Here is a 15298-nt window from a genome sequence, read left to right as displayed (position 1 = left end):
GCGAGTTCGACTACTTCTCCAGCGAGACGCGGCCGCTGTCGGTGACGAACCGCGGGTTCTGTGAGGGCATGGTGTGTGGCTCGAAGCCGGCGACTCGGTCACGGACGCCGAAACTGTTTTTGAGGTTGTAGGCGGCGAGGTGCGGGCGGTCCTCCATGAGCGTCGTCACGACGTCGGTGTACAGCGATTTCCGCTGCTCTCTGTCGGCCGTCTGACGCGCCTCGTCGAGTTTCGTCATCACCTCGTCGTTGCGGTAGTAACAGCCGTTGGTCGACCCTTCCTCGCTCTCGTGGAACATGTAGTAGAGGTAGCCGTCGGGGTCGACTTCGTCCAACCAGCCGAGAGTGTACATGTTGTAGTCGGACTCGTTGCCGGTGCTGTAGGCGTCGAGGAACGCCCCCCAGTCGAGTCGCTGGACCTCGGCGTCGAATCCGGCTTCCTGCAGTCCGTTGGCGACGGAGACGCCGATTTGTTCGCGCTTGTCGTCCGGGGGGACGATGATGCGCCAACTGTAGTCGGCGTCGACGCCCGCTTCGTCGAACAGACGTCTCGCTTCGTCGACGTTCTTCTCGTGGGGAATCTCCGCCCACTGCTCCTGCGGGAACCCCCAGTCGTCGATGAGCGACTGCGGTAGCGGCGTGTACTGCCGTTCGCCCGCCGGTTCGACGAAGTTCGACACCGCTTGGTCCATGTCGACGCAGTAGTCGACTGCCTCCCGGACGCGCTTGTCCGCCGTCGGACCCTCGTTGCAGTTGAACGCGAGGTAGTAGTAGCCGAGGCCGGGCGTCTCCGTCACCGACGCGTTCGGTATCTGCTCGACGGTGGAGTACAGTTTCGGCGGAATCTCCTCGATGATGTCGTTGTTGCCCTGTCGGAGTGTCGTCACGCGCGTCGTCGACTCCTCTACTGGCTCGAACTCGATACGGGCAACATTTGCTTGCTCGTCGCCCCAGTAGTCGTCCCAGCGTTCGAGTGTGACGTACTGTCCCTCCTGCCAGTCGACCAACTGGAACGGCCCGGTGCCGACCGGTGACTCGGTGTGGAACGCGTCTCTGTCCGACTCGCGGACCGACTTCGGAACCGGTTCCCACGCCAGCGTGTGCCGAAAGGGGCCAAAGGAATACGCGAGGTCGAACTGGACCGTCGACTCGTCGACGACGGAGATAGAGTCTATCATATCGAACTCCGACCCGTTGGGCGTTTCCTCGCGGCCGGGGGCCTCGAAGGAGTACTTCACGTCCTCTGCGGTGACCGGGTCGCCGTTCTGAAAGCGTGCCTCTTCGCGCAACGGGACGACGTATCTGGTTCCGTCTCTCGTGATTTCGGGGTCGGCCGCGGCGATTTCGGGCACGAGTTCCGTCCCCTCGGCGTAGGTGTACAGCGAGTCGAACAGTCGCTCGACTATCTGTAGCGAAGGGACGTTGTTGGCTTGAATCGGGTCGAATCCGAGCGGCGTCTTCACCTGTGCGACGCTCAACGTCTCGGCCGGACCGACTTCACCCTGTGTCTCCGTCGAGGAGCCGTTGGTTGCGGTGTCGTTTCCGCTCCCGGCGTCGTCGCCACCGCCCCCGGCACATCCGGCGAGACCGGCGAGACCGGCCGCAGCAGTGCCTCGGAGGAGTCGTCTACGCGTCACGCGGTCCGTTGTCCGCTCGTTCATTTACACGATTCGTAGTAAATTCACGCATTAGTGGCTGTCGTCTGGCGAGACGTTCGCCGGTGTCTCGGACGAGAGAAACGAGTCCGAGATGGACAGACGAAGTCTGTCGGTGCCTACGACGAGCGCAGCGAGGCGTAGGCTCGATGACCGTGTCATCGGTGTCTTTGACGAACGAAGTGAGTCAGAGGCGAACCGAACTCTGTTCGGTTGTGTCTCGGACGAGAGAAACGAGTCGATGACGCGACAGCGGTCGACGAAACTCACGAGTGCGTACCGAAACCGACTTGCGGACGACCCCGGTACGAGGTACTGCGCGAGGGTGGCTGAGCTAGGCCAAAAGCGGCGGGCTTAAGACCCGCTTCCGTAGGGATTCGCGAGTTCAAATCTCGTCCCTCGCATCGTTTTCGTCGCGTCGCAACGTTGTGAGTAGCGCACGCTCGACCCGGTACGACCCGCGTACACGACAGAAGTCCGACCGACCCCAACTTACACAAAGGTGGCTAATAACATCTAATTAGAGCCATGAACGACCTCGCATCGACCGTCCCGACGCGGTTCGACCTGATACTGTTTGTCATGGGTATCGCGCTTCTCGGCGGCGGGGCACTCGGTGCACTGACGGTCGTTCCGCTCTCGATGGCGGGTGGCGCTGGGACGCTCGTCGCTTCAGCAGCGATGTTCGACGGCTTAGCACGGAACCCGCCGACTGACGCGTAACTGGACTCGTCGGTTTCTTCGATGGCTGAAACGGACAGCGACCGACCGCACTGTCGGTGTTAGGTACAACTCTGTGCCGGATACGATTAGCGTCGAATGCGATTGAGGACAGATGTCGCTCTCTCGTGTTGGTCGTTAGCGAAAGGGGAAAACGCCGCACCCGTGAGAAAAGCAAGGGTGCAGCGTTTGCCGCCCTGAATTGGTCCCCGCTGACGCTTCGGCCCTCCAAAGCGAAGCGTCACCTGAACACAGACTCCCCGTCTACTTAAACATGGCGCAGACGGCAGAGGGTGTGGGTGACTGGTCGGTCAGTTAGACCATCACCGAGTCGTGACGGTTTCCGTCGACCTGAGAACCGGACATCAGTCGTCCTGTGAGCCGACCGGGGCTCTCGCCTGCGCGGCCCACAGCGACGCGTACTCGCCACCGGTCTCGTGGAGTTCGTCGTGGGACCCCCGTTCTTCGATTCGGCCGTCGTCGAGAACGAGAATCTGGTCGGCGTTCGTCACCGTCGACAGGCGGTGGGCGATGACGAGCGTCGTCCGGTCCTCGGTGAGTCGCTCCAGTCCGCGCTGGATTCGGCGTTCGGTCTCGGTGTCGACGGCGGAGGTCGCCTCGTCGAGGATGAGAATCGGCGCGTCCGCCAGCGCCGTCCGTGCGATAGAGAGCCGTTGGCGCTGTCCGCCGGAGAGTTTCACGCCACGCTCGCCGATTCGCGTGTCGTAGCCCTCGGGCAGGTCCTCGATGAACTCGTGGGCCTCGGCGATTTTCGCCGCCTCGACGACCTCTTCTTCGGTTGCGTCGAACGCCCCGTACCGGAGATTCTCCGCGACGCTTCCGTCGAAGAGGAACGTCTCTTGGCCGACGTAGCCGATAGCGCCGCGCAGTTCGGACAGTGACGCATCCCGCACGTCGACGCCGTCGACGCGGACGGACCCGTCGTTCACGTCGTACAGTCGGGGGAGCAGTTTCAGAATCGTCGATTTGCCTGCACCCGTCGGTCCGACGAGTGCGAGCGTCTCGCCGGGGGCGACGGCGAAGTTCACGTCCGAAAGCACCTGCTCGCTCTCGTCGTACGAAAACGAGACCGAGTCGTACTCGACGCGGCCCTCGACGGTACCGAGCGACACGGGGTCGTCAGGGTCGTCGATGCTCGCGGGCATGTCGCGGAGCGCGTAGATACGCCGCGTCGACGCGAGCGCGTTCTCGTACCACTCGACGATGCGGCCGGATTCGCTGACGGGCGCGACCAACTCGCGGGCGAGCGTCACGAACGTCACGAACGTCCCGACTCGCAATACGCCGCTTGCGTACGGCGGCGGGCCGACGACCAGCCAGTAGCCGCCGACGGCGAACGTGGCAAGAAACGTCATCCCGCCGATGAACTGCATCCCCGGTTGGTAGATGCCGGAGAGTTTGATGACGGTCATTATCTGGTCGAAGTACTCTTTCGACGCAGTGCGGACGCGTTGGGCCTCGTAGCGCTCGGTTGCGGTGGTCTTGATGAGGTCGATGCCCGAGAGGTTGTTCTCCAGTCGGGTGTTCATCCCCCCGATGCTCGACCGGACGGCCGCGTAGACGGGTTCGACGCGCGTCATGAACCAGTAGGTAAAGCCCGCGAGAAGCGGCACGAACACGAGCGTCACGATGGCGAGTTGCCAGTTGAGATAGAACAGCACGCCCGCGATACCGAGCACCATCACGAACAGGCGGATGGTGCTCTCCAGGGCGTTGTCGAAGAACACCTCCAGATTGTTCACGTCGTTGTTCAACACCGACATTATCTCGCCGGTCTGCTTGTCGTCGAAGAAGGCCATGTCGAGCGCCTGCATCCGCTCGTAGGTGTCGACGCGGAGGAAATGTTCGATACGGTGGGCGAAGAGGTTCAGCGTCACCGTCCGGCCCCACGACGCCACCGCGGCGACGACGAACGCGCCCGCGATGAGCGCGATAGAGAGCGTCAGTTGCTCGGGGACCGTCGTCGGAAGCCACGCGTCGGGAACGAGCGGCAGCGTGTACGCGCCGGGACCACCTTCGACGGCGTTGAGCGTCACGCCGAGAAGCAGCGGCGGAACGAGGTTCGCCGCTCGGGAGAGAAAACTCGTCAGAACGCCGAGCGTCAACCACCGTATCTCCGGTTTGCCGTACTCGTCGAACACCCGCTGTATCGGGCGCTCGACCTGGTCGGCGAGGGCTTGAAATGACGTGTTTGCGTCGGTCACTACTCGCTACGGGTCACGGAGACGACAAAACCCCATCGCAACCGGCGTGAGAGGATGGGTTTTCTTTCGGCTTTTCGGTGTTCCCGTGCGTCGTCGCTCACTGCTTCGCCGGATGGTCGTCCCGAAGTCGACGCTGCCCTGCCCCAAGCACGTTCTCGCGCAGCGTCTCGCCCTCGTACGCCTCGCGTACCAAGTCGCGTTCACGGAGAATCGGCACGACGAGGTTCACGAAGTCGTTCAGCGTGCCCGGTCGCGAAATCTCCTTGACGTTGAAGCCGTGGACGCCGACTTCTTCGAACCAGTACTGCAGTTTGTCGGCCACTTGCTCTGGAGTACCGACGACGACGGGCGACGTAGAGCCGAGTCCCGAGAACTCCGCGACTTCGCGGACGGTCCACTCGCGGTCGGGGTCGTTTTTCGTAAACGCGTTCATCGCGCCCTGAATCGCGTCGGTTTCGATGTGTTCGACGTTCTGGTCGGGGTCGAGTTGCGAGAGGTCCATATCCAAAAAGCCCGAGAGCATCGTGAGCGTCCCTTCGGTGCTGACGTGTTCGCGGAAGCTCTCGTGTTTCTCGCGGGCCAGTTTCTCAGTTTCGCCGACGATGGGGACGATTCCGGGGAAAAAGAGCAAGGAGTCGGGGTCGCGGCCGCGGTCGGCGGCGCGTTCGCGCATGTCTTCGATGTAGCTCCGCGTCCCTGCCTCCGTCGGTTGACTGACGAACACGGCTTCGGCGTTGTCGGCGGCAAAGTCGCGGCCGCGGTCCGACGACCCGGCCTGATACAGCACGGGCGTCCGCTGCGGCGACGGTTCGCAACTGTGCGGGCCGGGCACCGAGAAGAACTCTCCCTCGTAGTCGATGGCGTGGACCTTCTCGGGGTCGGCGTACATCCCGCGCTCGCGGTCCTGTACTACCGCATCCTCCTCCCAACTGTCCTCCCAGAGCGCGTAGCAGACGTCCATGAACTCGTCGGCGCGGTCGTATCTCGTCTGGCGGTCCATCCGCTCGTCCAAGCCGAGGTTCTCGGCAGCACTCTCCAGATAGGAGGTGACGATGTTGAACGCGATACGACCGTCGGTGAGATGGTCGAGCGTCGAGAGTTCGCGGGCGAGTTGGTACGGGTGGGTGTACGTCGTCGAGCGCGTGACGGCGAATCCCAAGTGCTCTGTGACTTCGGCCATCGCGGGGACGAGCGCCTGCGGGTCGTTCGCGGGAGTTTGGATGGCGTTACGAATCGCCGAATCACGGTTACCACCGTAGACGTCGTAGATGCCGCGCACGTCGGCGAAGAAGACGGCGTCGAAGCCGCCGCGTTCGGCGGTTCTGGCGACCTCGGTCCAGTAGTCACGGTCGGTGTAGCGGTGCGACTGGTCGCCCGGGTAGGTCCATCGCCCCGGCGAGACGTGCTCTACCGAGTTCATCGTAAAGAGGTTGAGATGCATCCGCTCGGTCATTAGCGGAAGCAGGAGAGGAAGAAAGTAATAGGTGGGAGATACCGGCGGCTCGGGTGGGGTAGCGGTGACGGAGGGCGAGAACCGACTACGACTCGTACTGTCGGACCGCGGCGGCGAACTGCGGGTGGAGGTAGGCGTTGCCGTCGTCGTCGCGCTTGACGAGGGTGCCGCCGTGGACCTGCTCTTCGAGCGTGTCCGTACGCTTCGAGACGGTTCGGTCGGTGTAGCCGGTCGCTTCGGCGAGTTCTTCCTTGGTGAGCGGGCCGTCGGCTTCCGCGAGTGCGACGAGAATCTCCCATTCGGACTTCTTCAGTCGGTCGTCGAGCAGTTCGACGAGCCGGTCGACGCTGTTTTGAGCCTCAGTCTCAGCCATATACCGAACAGACAGCGTACTGTGTTGAAATGACTTGCGTGTTGCCGCCGAAAAATCACGTGAACGGGGCACACGCGGCGGTTCTGTGATGGCGTGGACTCTCGGGGGTCAACAGGAGCAGTAGTAGTCGCGCCGGCTGAACTCCGTTTCGAGGAGTTTCGCCGTCGGATTCGGGTCCGAGGGGCGGTAGACGCCCGTCGTCAACGACTCGGATGTGCCGAGCGACTCGGCGGACTCGAACCCGCCGGACACCAGCGTCGTCCAGTCGTCACCGGAAAGCACGTCGCGGAACGAGTCGTCCGTCGACAGCAGCGTCAGATAGTCGCGGAGATAGACCCAGCGCGCATCACCGACGTTCTCGGCGGCGCTCGAAACGTCGTACTCCACGCTGTCGACGACGGACGCGTACGCGGCGAGAGGAAGATTCGCGCCGGCGGCGACGGGCATGCTAATCCACTTCCACGGCCGCGTGTTGATATCGAGGAGAACGTACTCCTCACGGTCGGCGTCGTAGACGAACTCGGACTCGCTGATGCCGTGGTAGCCCGTTCGGTCCAGAACCGAGAGCGCCCGCTCGCGGATTTCGGGTCGGTCGGTCGTCTCGACCACGCACGAAGTACCGAAGGACTGCGGATAGCGGACGCGGGCGTTGCCGACGACCGAGAGCGTCTCGCCGTCGGGCGAGATGTAGGAGGCCAGCGACGTGTCTTTGCCCTGCGCGATGTTCACCTTCTCCTGGGCGAGGAGTTCGACGTCGGCGGCCTCGGCGGCTTCGAGCGTCTCGTACAGTTGCTCTCGGTCACTGACCTCGACGACGTTGGTGCCGAGCGCTTCCTCACCCTCGCGCTTCAGCGCGGGTTTGAGTACGAACGGGAATCCGAGCGCTTCGGCGGCCGCGTCGGGGTCCGACTCCGAGAGCCAGTACGTCTCGGGGTACGGCACTTCCAACTCCTCGGCGAGGCGGTACAGCGACGACTTGTCCAACACGGCGTCGATGCCCTGCTTGTCGGAGAACGGTCGGCGAACGCCGTCGGCTTCGACGTCTGCGAACGCGTGAACCCACTCGTCCATACAGCCGAAGGCGACGAGGTCGGTGCCAGCGGCGTCGGCGAGCGCTTCGAGGTCCGTTCTGAACCCCTCGCGGTCGTCGAGCGGGTAGGTGATGCGCCCGGCGTAGTCGATTGCGTTCGAGGGAGGTGCGACGCCGTCGCCGGAGCGGTCGACGGCGATGACTGGGATGCCGTGGGCAGAGAGCGCGCGTGCGACGCTCAGTCCCGTGATGTGCGCGTTGGCGACGACGGCCGGGGCGCGGTCGAACTCCGCCTCCGCGACGGCCTCCAACAACTCGTCGGTTTCGAGAAACCGGTCTGCCATGGCAGGTCGTTTCGATGCGAGCGACAAAAGCCCGTCAATAGCGGACAGCGGGACCGATATCTGAATTCATTGTCGCTTTTGACACATGCAGTAGGAACCACTCTCAGGACGGTCATTGGTGGTTTGATTCCACCCCGTGATTGTTGAAGAGAGTTAGACGCTGGAAGAACCCTGCCGATATGTCATGAGTACTGCGAAAATGGCTACTAGACCCGCGAAAAGCGCCATAATCCCCACGATGAAACCGTTGGTCATGATTAACTCAATGGCGGTGAGAATCAGTGCCGCACCCAATACCCCCACCAAGGTAAGTGGCAACTTAGGACCCCGGAGTGCAGCGTACATACCTATCAGTATTGTACATATGGCGAGGAAAGTCATCGTTGAGTAAATATCATCTGTTCTGCTAAGATAGACTAGTAGCAGTATCCCAAGTGGAATGAGGCTGACAGTGATAACACGCCTTGATTGATTTTCGTCTATAGATTTTGGAGATAGTGCAACCAATAGCAATCCGACTAATGCGACTACCCCAGCTAGAAGAAGGGATTCTGTTACAGATGAGACAGCAAGGAGTAGAATCAGTATACCTCCAACTAACCGTTCTAGCCTGTATCTCATCCTTGAGAGACTGTCTTGCAAAAGTAAAAGTGTTCTTCTCATTCACATTATTTTGATTAATATGGTGTGGAATTGACTATTTTATTTGATTCTCTTTGACCGAGTCAACAGTGGCTTCGATATATCGACTCTGCCAGCCATTTGCAAAGATAATGTCTCCTGATGAGTGTATTGATGGATTCGCTTCGACTCAAGGCGCGACGAACGCCTCGCCGTAGATGGGAACCGAAAACAGCAGTAGCGCGAGCGCACCGACGATAGTCGTCGCAGTCGTCACTCGCCGTCGCTTCGAGTCAGTGGACAAAACGGCGTAGCCCGCAAGTGCGACGATGACGAGTTGCAGTGCGAACTCGACGAACGACGCCGTGTAACCGAGTCCGCCCGGTCGGAGTAGGAGAACGACCATCACCGCCGAGACGAGTGTCCCCGCGCCAACGAGGAGCGTCAATGGGGAGCGTCGACCGGCGCTTCGTGCTGTGAGACCCGTCAGCGCGGCGTTGAGAAGGATTCGAAGACTGACGAACACCACCATCGCAAACGGATTCGACCATCCCGGAAAGAGCCACTCGAACATCTATCGCCGGAGAATCTCGGGAGAGTTGTAAATAGGTTGTCGTCACCGCGGCGACGACGCCGATGACGCGAGTCGTTTTTCTCCCGCGAGCGCCTTCTTCCGCCGATGACCGACGTTCCCGACCGCGTGCATCGCGCTTTCCGCGACCACGCGTCGTTCGAGAAAGTAGACGAGACGACGTACGAATCGGTGAAAAGTCCCTTCGAGGGCACTGTCGAAGTGTCGTCCGGCGAAGCGGGCAAAACCGCCTACGACGTGACCGTCCGCGTGCCGATGCTCGACGAAGTGACGAACGACGAGGTGGCCGACGTAGTCGAAGAAGGCTGGTACGAGACGTTCGAACTCCGCGTCGTCGACGTCGGCGGCGTCACCGCCGTCGAACGCGACCTCGACCCCGAAGTCTCGGAAGACGGTCGCCACGCCACGGTTTCGATGTCGTTCGAGGATATCAACGAACGCCGCGGCGTCGACGACGCGGGCGCACTCGTCGACTTCGTCGAGGGGACGTACGCACAGGGCGTCATCCCCGGCTACGACTACACCGAACCGGTGTCGTCGATGCTCTCGCAGGCGTACCAAGCCGGCGGCAGCGACCCCGTAGAGTAGTAGAAAGCAAGAGACCGCGCTGCGGTTCGTCGGCGAGCGCTCAGTCCATCGAGATGTACGTCTGGGTGTCTTCGACGCCGTCGATGCCTTGGATTTGGGTCGCAGAGATGTTTTTGACCTCCGCGGGCGTGTCGACGGTGACTTTGACGATGATGTCGACGTCGCCGGCGACGATGTGCGCGTCGACGACGCCGTCGATAGCGGAGATGTCGTCTTTCAGTCGCTCGGCTTCGCCGGTGTTGGCTTTCACCATGACGTAGGCGGTGACCATGCTCAGTCACCTCCCATGGTCGCGGCCAGCGAACTGTTGCCGACGAGCAGTTGTCGGACTTCGTCGAGCACCGAGAAGTCCGCGAGCACCGCCACTCGGTCGCCCGTTTCCAGCGAGTCGTCGGGCAGCGGAATCCCCATCGCGTCGCCGTCTTTGCCGAACGCGAGAATGCGCGATTCCGACGGGAGCGCCACCTCGCTTATCGTGTAGCCGTTCATCGGTGACTCGTCGGTAATCGTGATGAGAAGCACCTGGAGACTCTGGGCGATGTCGGCGATAGCGCGAATCGACCCGCCGAGCAGCGCGTTCTTCGCGCCGATAGCGCCGAGACGTTCGGGGTAGACGATTTCGTCCACCTCGTCGGCGTACTTCTGGTATATCTCCTCGCGGTAGTCCTCGTCGATGCGCATCACGGTCCGACAGCCGTGGTGTTTCCCAATCATACAGGCCGCGAAGTTGACGTTCAAATCGCTCGTGAGCGCGCCGAGCGCGTCGGCTTCGTCGACACCCGCCGACTCCAGTACCGACTCGCGGGAGCCGTCGCCTTCGACGACCTCGAACTCGTCCGCACGCGCCCGTTCGGCTTGGTCCCCGTCGCGTTCGATGAGCGTCACCTCGTGACCTTCCTCGCGAAGCACGCGGGCGGTCCGAAGCCCAACACGTCCTGCGCCAATGATAACAAACCGCATGGGACGGCGTACGGTGGCGGGGGAGAATAACCTTACCCCGGTGGCGACACCCGGGGGAAGGCTTTTGCCACGTTACCGAGTAACACACCACGATGGTTCACGCGTTCATCATGGTGAAGACGGGCGCCGGAGAGTCCGAGCAGTTGGTGGCACCGATTCGAGACCTCGAACGGGTGGGGGAAGCACACATCGTCGCGGGCGCGTACGACCTCATCGTCGAAGTCGACGCCGAGGAGGTGTACGACGTGCTCAAGACCGCGTCGTCGGGGATTCAAGGACTGCAGGGCGTCACCGATACGAAGACGTACATCTCGCTCGATAGTTAGCAGCGAACGCCGGCGACGCCCCGTAGACACCTCGGCGACGCCCAAAAGAGTGTATCGACAACGTGCCGACAACAACTGTTTCAACCGCCCGGCCGTAGAGTCGGCATGCGACTACTGTTCCGTCTGTTCACGGTCGTAGTCGGCCTGTCGCTGTTGGCGTTCTACGCCGTCTTCGCCCTTCTGACCTACCGGTTCCTCCTCGCCGTCTGGTCGGCCCGTCCGGACCCGGCGGTGAGCGTCGCACTCGTCGCCGGTGTGGTCGTCCTGACCGCGTGGCTCAACTACCGAATCGGAACACCGAGACTGTTGGCGAGCGTCGAGGCGACGCCGCTATCGACCGACCGTGCGTCGGGGCTGTACCGCCGACTCGACGAACTCTGTGAGCAGATGGAGATAGCGACGCCGACGGTGTACGTCGCCCGTCTCGCCGCGCCGAACGCGTTCGCACTCGGCGGGCCGAAGAGCGGTGTCGTCGTCGTCGACCGGTCGCTGTTCGGACTGCTCTCCGCCGACGAGTTCGAGGCGCTGATGGCACACGAACTCGCGCATCTCGAAGGCTACGACGGACTCGTCCAGACGTTCGCCGTCAGTGCGCTTCGGACAGTCGTCAGCATTCTCGCAGTCGCGCTGTTGCCCGTTGCGCTCTTTTTCGAGGGCGTCGCCCGAGCGACGGCGTGGATTCGCGGGACGCCGTCGGCGACGCCGCTTTCGGGGAGCGAACACGGTGTGGGCGGTATCGTGACGCTCGTCGCGGTCGGACTGACGTTGTTGGTCCGCGCGTACTCGCGCCGCCGGGAGTTCGCCGCCGACGACAGAGCCGTCGAGATAACGGGTCGGCCGCTGTCGCTCGCCCGCGCGCTTCGCCGACTGGAGCAAGCGACCGAGTCACCGCTGAATCGCTTTTTCGGGTTGCCGACGCCCCGGATGCCCGAAGACGAGACGGCGCTCGGTCGACTGCTCTCGACGCACCCGCCGCTGGAGACGCGAATCGAGCGACTCGTCGAGAAAGCCGAAAAGCAGGACGCTGCGGCGCGGTCGATTCCGATTCGGTGAACTGACCGCGATACCTCCGAGTTACCGGTCGAGTTCTTGTGGGTCGTGGTTCTCGATGGAGTCGTGCATCTGCTGGCGCTGGGCTTCGAGTTCCGGCGGCAGCGACCCGTAGACGAAGTCGAACAGTTCGTCGGGGTCCGCCTCTGGGCCGGATTCGGCGACTTCGACTGCCTCGGTGAGTTCCTCGTTCGCGTCGTCGTACACGGAGTCGACGAACTCGTCGTCGACGACGCCCTCGGCGCGGAGGAACTCCTCGAACCGTTCGAGCGGGTCGCGGCTTCGCCACTCGGGGAGGTCCGGGTCGTCGTCGCGGTACGCGGAGGGGTCGTCGGCCGTCGTGTGCGCGCCGCGGCGATACGTGAGACTCTCGATGAGGACGGGCGAACCCTCTTTGGCCGATTCGAGTCCTTGCTCGACTGCCTCGCGGACCGCCAACGGGTCGTTGCCGTCGACTTGGAGGCCGTCGATGCCGTACGCTTCGGCTTTTGCGGCGATGGAGTCGCTTCTGGTCTGGCGCTCGCGTGGCAACGAGATGGCCCAGTCGTTGTTCTCACAGAAGAAGACGACCGGTGCGTCGAAGACGCCCGCGAAGTTCAGCCCTTCGTGGAAGTCACCCTCGCTGGTCGCGCCGTCGCCGAAACAGACCACCATCGCTTCGTCGTTTTCTCGATAGTTTCGGGCCATCCCCGCACCGGCGGCGTGCGGAATTTGGCTTGCGATAGGCACCGCTTGTGGGAATACGGGCACGTCGTGGTCGGAGTGGTACTCGGGGTAGCCACGGCGGAACCGGAGGATGTCGCTCATCGGGACGCCGCGGGCGATTTGGAGCGCGTTCGAGCGGTACGTCGGAAACAGCCAGTCGTCGTCGGCCATCGCGTGAGCCGCGCCGACCTGCGAGGCTTCCTGCCCGAGGAACGGAGGGTAGCCGCTCATCCAACCACGTCGCTGGAGGGCAAGCGCGCGCTCGTCGAACCGTCGCGTCCGGACCATGTCGACGTACGCCGCTCGTGCGTCGTCAGCTGAAAGCGACGACTCCGAGAGCGGCCGGTCGTCGATGAGTCGATGCATGACAGTGCAGTCGGTGATTGTTCGTGATAAAGTGGGTCGGTTCAACGTGGCGACAGTCGCCGCGGGTTCAGGTGCGAGTCGTTGTCGACGACGTGGGAGGCGTGGGCAGCGCGGGAGACGCGGGCGACGTGGGCGTCGTATCTCGCCCGTTGCGGTTCCGACAGTCCAAAGAGCGCGCGGTACGTAGTCCGACTATGGTTTCGGTGCTCGGATTGGTCGTCCTCGGCGTCGCGTTCGTCGCCCACACCGCCGTCGCGGCGGTGATGACGCGGTTTCTCCGACTGCGACTGGACACGCAGTGGGGGATGGTGCTGTACGCCGTCATCCTCATCCCGTTCGTGCTGTTGGTGTTGACGCTCGTCACCGGACAACTGGTTCCGGTCGAACTCGGTCAGATGGGAACGCTCGGGTTGCTCGTCGGAATGCCGCTGGCGCTCGGGTTCACTATCGACGTGCTGTACATGCCCGCGCCCGAAGAATACGAACTGCCCGACGCACGGTAGCGACTCCCGTTTCGTCGGACTCACCGAACAGCGTTCGGTCACACGCTCGCGGAGCGACTGCTTCGGTTCTCCGCCGTCTCCACCCAGTCGGGACGTTCGACGTCTGTCGACCCGACGTCAGAGACACGGAACCGCTCGACGACGCGCACAGGAAGTCCGCCGCGGTCGGTTTCGTACCGAAGTTCGTACGAGCGGACGACACCTGTGTAGTCGACGCGAGCGGTGAAGGTGACGTTGGACAGTTGCTCCCCGTCGAGGCGAAGCTGTGAGGTCGAGCCTTCGAGACGGTGAACCGAGCTATCGACCGTCTCCGGGGCGACAGTGAGATTCGTCGACGAGAATACCTCGTAGAGGCGCTCTGTGTACGTGCCGTCGGGTGTTGGCAGTCGCTCGCGGTTGCCTTGCCGGTAGGAGTAGCGAATCTCGCCACTGTCCGATTCGGTTCGGGTAGCGAGTTCCGACGTGCTCGAATCGTACCAGACGACGGTGGAGTCGGAGAAGTACGCGACGCGAGAGCGGGCGGGTCCGCTCGCTTCCGACTCGACGAGTTGGCCGCCGCGACCCGCCGCGGCGCGCGTGACGGAACTCGTGTTTGCGACGGCAGTCCCGTTCTCGGCGCGATACGTCCGCGTCAGCGTCGTCGTCCGTGACTGCGACCGGAGCGCATCACGGTGAGTTCGAGCTAGGGTCTCGGCGTTCTCGACACCGGCGCTCGTCAGTCCGGGTGTGAGCCACTTCGCGGAGTCGTTCGTGCGGTTCTCGCTCGGCGGCGTCGGAGTCGTCTCGCCGAAGAGGCCGCCGCATCCCGACAGCAGTAGCAGAAGAGCCACCGCGAGCGGGACTGCTTTCGACGACATACTGAGACGTTCGGAGCCGAGAGTATCAAACTGCCGCCGAAATCGACGCTCTGGACCGTTCTCTCGCCTCGCTACGTGCCGTTCTCCGACTCGTCGGTCGAACCGTCTCGCTCGGCTTGCGCTTCTCTCGCCGTCTCGACCCATTCGGGCCGTTCGATGCTCGTCGACCCAATATCAGAAACTCGGATGCGTTCCGTCACTCGAAGCAGCGTCCCATCCACGTCGGTTTCGTATCCGAACTCGTATGACCGGACGACGCCGGTGTAGTCGACGCGGGCGGTGAACGTCACGTTCCGTATCTCTCGGCCCTCGAAGAAGAGCGTCTGCTCAGTAGCCTCCAAACGATGCACGGAACGGTCGACGGTCTCCGGGGCGATGCTGACGTTCATCACCGAAAAGAGGCTGTAGAGACGGCCGGCGTACGCCGCGTCCGGAAACAGTCCGTTGGGTGTCTCTTCTCGGTAGTCGTACCGAACTATCCCCTCCTCGGTCTCGCTGCGCGCGGCGAACTCGGAGACATCCGGGTCGTGCCAGAACACCTGCGAACCATCGAACGCGCTGAAGCGTGGGTTCGTCGAGTGCTCTGTCCACTCTGCGAGTCGGCGGTCGTCCTCGGTCGTCCGGACAACGTAGCTTCGATTCGAGAAAACACTCCCGTTTTCGGCATCTGTCAGTCGCGTCTCCATCGCCGCCGTCCGTGACTGCGACATCACTGTCTCGCGGTGTGTCGACGCCAGCGCATGCGCGTCGGTGACGCCGTCGCTCGTCAACCCGGGTGCGAGCCACTTCGGGGAGTCGTTCGTGCGATTCTCTCTCGGCGGCGTCGGCGTCTCGTTTCCGAGGATGCCACCACATCCTGAGAGAAGGAGCAGAGAGACAACCGCAAGCGAAGCGAGTTTGGAGGGCATCGCCGCAAACGTCCGAGGCAGAA

At 62.8% G+C, this 15298-nt stretch carries 17 protein-coding genes and 1 tRNA gene; 6 read left to right on the top strand and 12 right to left on the bottom strand.

Annotated features, from left to right (window positions below; translation table 11 throughout):
- Positions 1–10: 10 nt before the first annotated feature.
- Complete coding sequence (locus tag AUR64_RS12650) at positions 11–1660, bottom strand: ABC transporter substrate-binding protein (RefSeq protein ID WP_058582306.1); 1650 nt, start codon at positions 1658–1660, stop codon at positions 11–13.
- A 313-nt stretch (positions 1661–1973) separates the two neighbouring features.
- Between AUR64_RS12650 and AUR64_RS12645 the strand changes: the two genes are divergently transcribed.
- A tRNA-Leu gene (locus AUR64_RS12645) sits at positions 1974–2058 on the top strand.
- Positions 2059–2182: 124 nt separating this feature from the next.
- The gene (locus AUR64_RS12640; RefSeq protein WP_058582305.1) at positions 2183–2377 is read left to right on the top strand and encodes a hypothetical protein; all 195 of its coding nucleotides are present in this window, start codon (positions 2183–2185) and stop codon (positions 2375–2377) included.
- A 362-nt stretch (positions 2378–2739) separates the two neighbouring features.
- On the opposite strand, the gene AUR64_RS12635 is transcribed toward AUR64_RS12640, so the two are convergent.
- The 6 genes from AUR64_RS12635 to AUR64_RS12610 all read right to left on the bottom strand — a co-directional run bounded on the left by AUR64_RS12635 (position 2740) and on the right by AUR64_RS12610 (position 8994).
- Positions 2740–4599 carry an ABC transporter ATP-binding protein gene (locus tag AUR64_RS12635; protein ID WP_058582304.1) on the bottom strand — a complete coding sequence of 620 codons (1860 nt, stop codon included), beginning with the start codon at positions 4597–4599 and terminating at the stop codon, positions 2740–2742.
- A gap of 97 nt (positions 4600–4696) precedes the next feature.
- On the bottom strand, positions 4697–6052 hold the full coding sequence (locus AUR64_RS12630; RefSeq protein WP_058582303.1) for an LLM class flavin-dependent oxidoreductase: 1356 nt from the start codon (positions 6050–6052) through the stop codon (positions 4697–4699).
- Positions 6053–6137: 85 nt separating this feature from the next.
- Entirely contained in the window at positions 6138–6425 is a 288-nt protein-coding gene (locus tag AUR64_RS12625; RefSeq protein ID WP_058582302.1) for a winged helix-turn-helix transcriptional regulator, read from the bottom strand.
- A gap of 108 nt (positions 6426–6533) precedes the next feature.
- Positions 6534–7799: a carboxylate--amine ligase gene (locus AUR64_RS12620; RefSeq protein ID WP_058582301.1), complete on the bottom strand. Its 1266-nt coding sequence runs from the start codon at positions 7797–7799 to the stop codon at positions 6534–6536.
- A gap of 153 nt (positions 7800–7952) precedes the next feature.
- Positions 7953–8420, bottom strand: a complete 468-nt coding sequence (locus tag AUR64_RS20540) for a hypothetical protein (protein ID WP_155120606.1) — start codon at positions 8418–8420, stop codon at positions 7953–7955.
- 190 nt (positions 8421–8610) lie between these two features.
- A complete protein-coding gene (locus AUR64_RS12610; RefSeq protein WP_058582299.1) occupies positions 8611–8994 on the bottom strand; it encodes a hypothetical protein in 384 nt (127 codons plus the stop codon).
- 105 nt (positions 8995–9099) lie between these two features.
- Between AUR64_RS12610 and AUR64_RS12605 the strand changes: the two genes are divergently transcribed.
- The gene (locus tag AUR64_RS12605; RefSeq protein ID WP_058582298.1) at positions 9100–9600 is read left to right on the top strand and encodes a DUF5813 family protein; all 501 of its coding nucleotides are present in this window, start codon (positions 9100–9102) and stop codon (positions 9598–9600) included.
- A 40-nt stretch (positions 9601–9640) separates the two neighbouring features.
- On the opposite strand, the gene AUR64_RS12600 is transcribed toward AUR64_RS12605, so the two are convergent.
- The gene (locus AUR64_RS12600) at positions 9641–9871 is read right to left on the bottom strand and encodes an Lrp/AsnC family transcriptional regulator (protein ID WP_058582297.1); all 231 of its coding nucleotides are present in this window, start codon (positions 9869–9871) and stop codon (positions 9641–9643) included.
- 2 nt (positions 9872–9873) lie between these two features.
- Positions 9874–10560 carry a potassium channel family protein gene (locus AUR64_RS12595; protein ID WP_058582296.1) on the bottom strand — a complete coding sequence of 229 codons (687 nt, stop codon included), beginning with the start codon at positions 10558–10560 and terminating at the stop codon, positions 9874–9876.
- Between the two features lie 92 nt (positions 10561–10652).
- Here AUR64_RS12595 and AUR64_RS12590 point away from each other — a divergent pair, with 92 nt between their 5' ends.
- Positions 10653–10886: an Lrp/AsnC ligand binding domain-containing protein gene (locus AUR64_RS12590; protein ID WP_058582295.1), complete on the top strand. Its 234-nt coding sequence runs from the start codon at positions 10653–10655 to the stop codon at positions 10884–10886.
- 105 nt (positions 10887–10991) lie between these two features.
- Positions 10992–11939 carry a M48 family metallopeptidase gene (locus AUR64_RS12585; protein WP_058582294.1) on the top strand — a complete coding sequence of 316 codons (948 nt, stop codon included), beginning with the start codon at positions 10992–10994 and terminating at the stop codon, positions 11937–11939.
- 21 nt (positions 11940–11960) lie between these two features.
- On the opposite strand, the gene AUR64_RS12580 is transcribed toward AUR64_RS12585, so the two are convergent.
- Positions 11961–13007 (bottom strand): thiamine pyrophosphate-dependent dehydrogenase E1 component subunit alpha, encoded by a 1047-nt coding sequence (locus AUR64_RS12580; protein ID WP_058582293.1) that lies wholly within the window; start codon positions 13005–13007, stop codon positions 11961–11963.
- A 194-nt stretch (positions 13008–13201) separates the two neighbouring features.
- On the opposite strand from AUR64_RS12580, the gene AUR64_RS12575 reads away from it, so the two are divergent.
- Positions 13202–13510 (top strand): hypothetical protein, encoded by a 309-nt coding sequence (locus AUR64_RS12575; protein WP_058582710.1) that lies wholly within the window; start codon positions 13202–13204, stop codon positions 13508–13510.
- 38 nt (positions 13511–13548) lie between these two features.
- On the opposite strand, the gene AUR64_RS12570 is transcribed toward AUR64_RS12575, so the two are convergent.
- Both AUR64_RS12570 and AUR64_RS12565 read right to left on the bottom strand, forming a co-directional pair.
- Positions 13549–14367, bottom strand: a complete 819-nt coding sequence (locus AUR64_RS12570; RefSeq protein WP_058582292.1) for a DUF7537 family lipoprotein — start codon at positions 14365–14367, stop codon at positions 13549–13551.
- A gap of 71 nt (positions 14368–14438) precedes the next feature.
- Entirely contained in the window at positions 14439–15275 is an 837-nt protein-coding gene (locus tag AUR64_RS12565; RefSeq protein WP_058582291.1) for a DUF7537 family lipoprotein, read from the bottom strand.
- Positions 15276–15298 lie beyond the last annotated feature (23 nt).

Origin of the sequence: Haloprofundus marisrubri (assembly GCF_001469955.1) — an archaeon.
GTDB lineage: Archaea > Halobacteriota > Halobacteria > Halobacteriales > Haloferacaceae > Haloprofundus > Haloprofundus marisrubri.
The sequence above is the reverse complement of the archived record's forward strand: the minus strand, read 5'-3'. Positions and strand labels throughout refer to the sequence as shown.

Excerpts from the sequence above, each read along its gene's own strand:
- AUR64_RS20540 (WP_155120606.1), bottom strand. The coding sequence starts at position 8,420 with ATGAGATACAGGCTAGAACGGTTAGTTGGAGGTATACTGATTCTACTC.
- AUR64_RS12625 (WP_058582302.1), bottom strand. The coding sequence starts at position 6,425 with ATGGCTGAGACTGAGGCTCAAAACAGCGTCGACCGGCTCGTCGAACTG.
- AUR64_RS12630 (WP_058582303.1), bottom strand. The coding sequence starts at position 6,052 with ATGACCGAGCGGATGCATCTCAACCTCTTTACGATGAACTCGGTAGAG.
- AUR64_RS12575 (WP_058582710.1), top strand. The coding sequence starts at position 13,202 with ATGGTTTCGGTGCTCGGATTGGTCGTCCTCGGCGTCGCGTTCGTCGCC.
- AUR64_RS12595 (WP_058582296.1), bottom strand. The coding sequence starts at position 10,560 with ATGCGGTTTGTTATCATTGGCGCAGGACGTGTTGGGCTTCGGACCGCC.
- AUR64_RS12580 (WP_058582293.1), bottom strand. The coding sequence starts at position 13,007 with ATGCATCGACTCATCGACGACCGGCCGCTCTCGGAGTCGTCGCTTTCA.
- AUR64_RS12590 (WP_058582295.1), top strand. The coding sequence starts at position 10,653 with ATGGTTCACGCGTTCATCATGGTGAAGACGGGCGCCGGAGAGTCCGAG.
- AUR64_RS12585 (WP_058582294.1), top strand. The coding sequence starts at position 10,992 with ATGCGACTACTGTTCCGTCTGTTCACGGTCGTAGTCGGCCTGTCGCTG.
- AUR64_RS12620 (WP_058582301.1), bottom strand. The coding sequence starts at position 7,799 with ATGGCAGACCGGTTTCTCGAAACCGACGAGTTGTTGGAGGCCGTCGCG.
- AUR64_RS12640 (WP_058582305.1), top strand. The coding sequence starts at position 2,183 with ATGAACGACCTCGCATCGACCGTCCCGACGCGGTTCGACCTGATACTG.
- AUR64_RS12570 (WP_058582292.1), bottom strand. The coding sequence starts at position 14,367 with ATGTCGTCGAAAGCAGTCCCGCTCGCGGTGGCTCTTCTGCTACTGCTG.
- AUR64_RS12565 (WP_058582291.1), bottom strand. The coding sequence starts at position 15,275 with ATGCCCTCCAAACTCGCTTCGCTTGCGGTTGTCTCTCTGCTCCTTCTC.
- AUR64_RS12650 (WP_058582306.1), bottom strand. The coding sequence starts at position 1,660 with ATGAACGAGCGGACAACGGACCGCGTGACGCGTAGACGACTCCTCCGA.
- AUR64_RS12610 (WP_058582299.1), bottom strand. The coding sequence starts at position 8,994 with ATGTTCGAGTGGCTCTTTCCGGGATGGTCGAATCCGTTTGCGATGGTG.
- AUR64_RS12600 (WP_058582297.1), bottom strand. The coding sequence starts at position 9,871 with ATGGTCACCGCCTACGTCATGGTGAAAGCCAACACCGGCGAAGCCGAG.
- AUR64_RS12605 (WP_058582298.1), top strand. The coding sequence starts at position 9,100 with ATGACCGACGTTCCCGACCGCGTGCATCGCGCTTTCCGCGACCACGCG.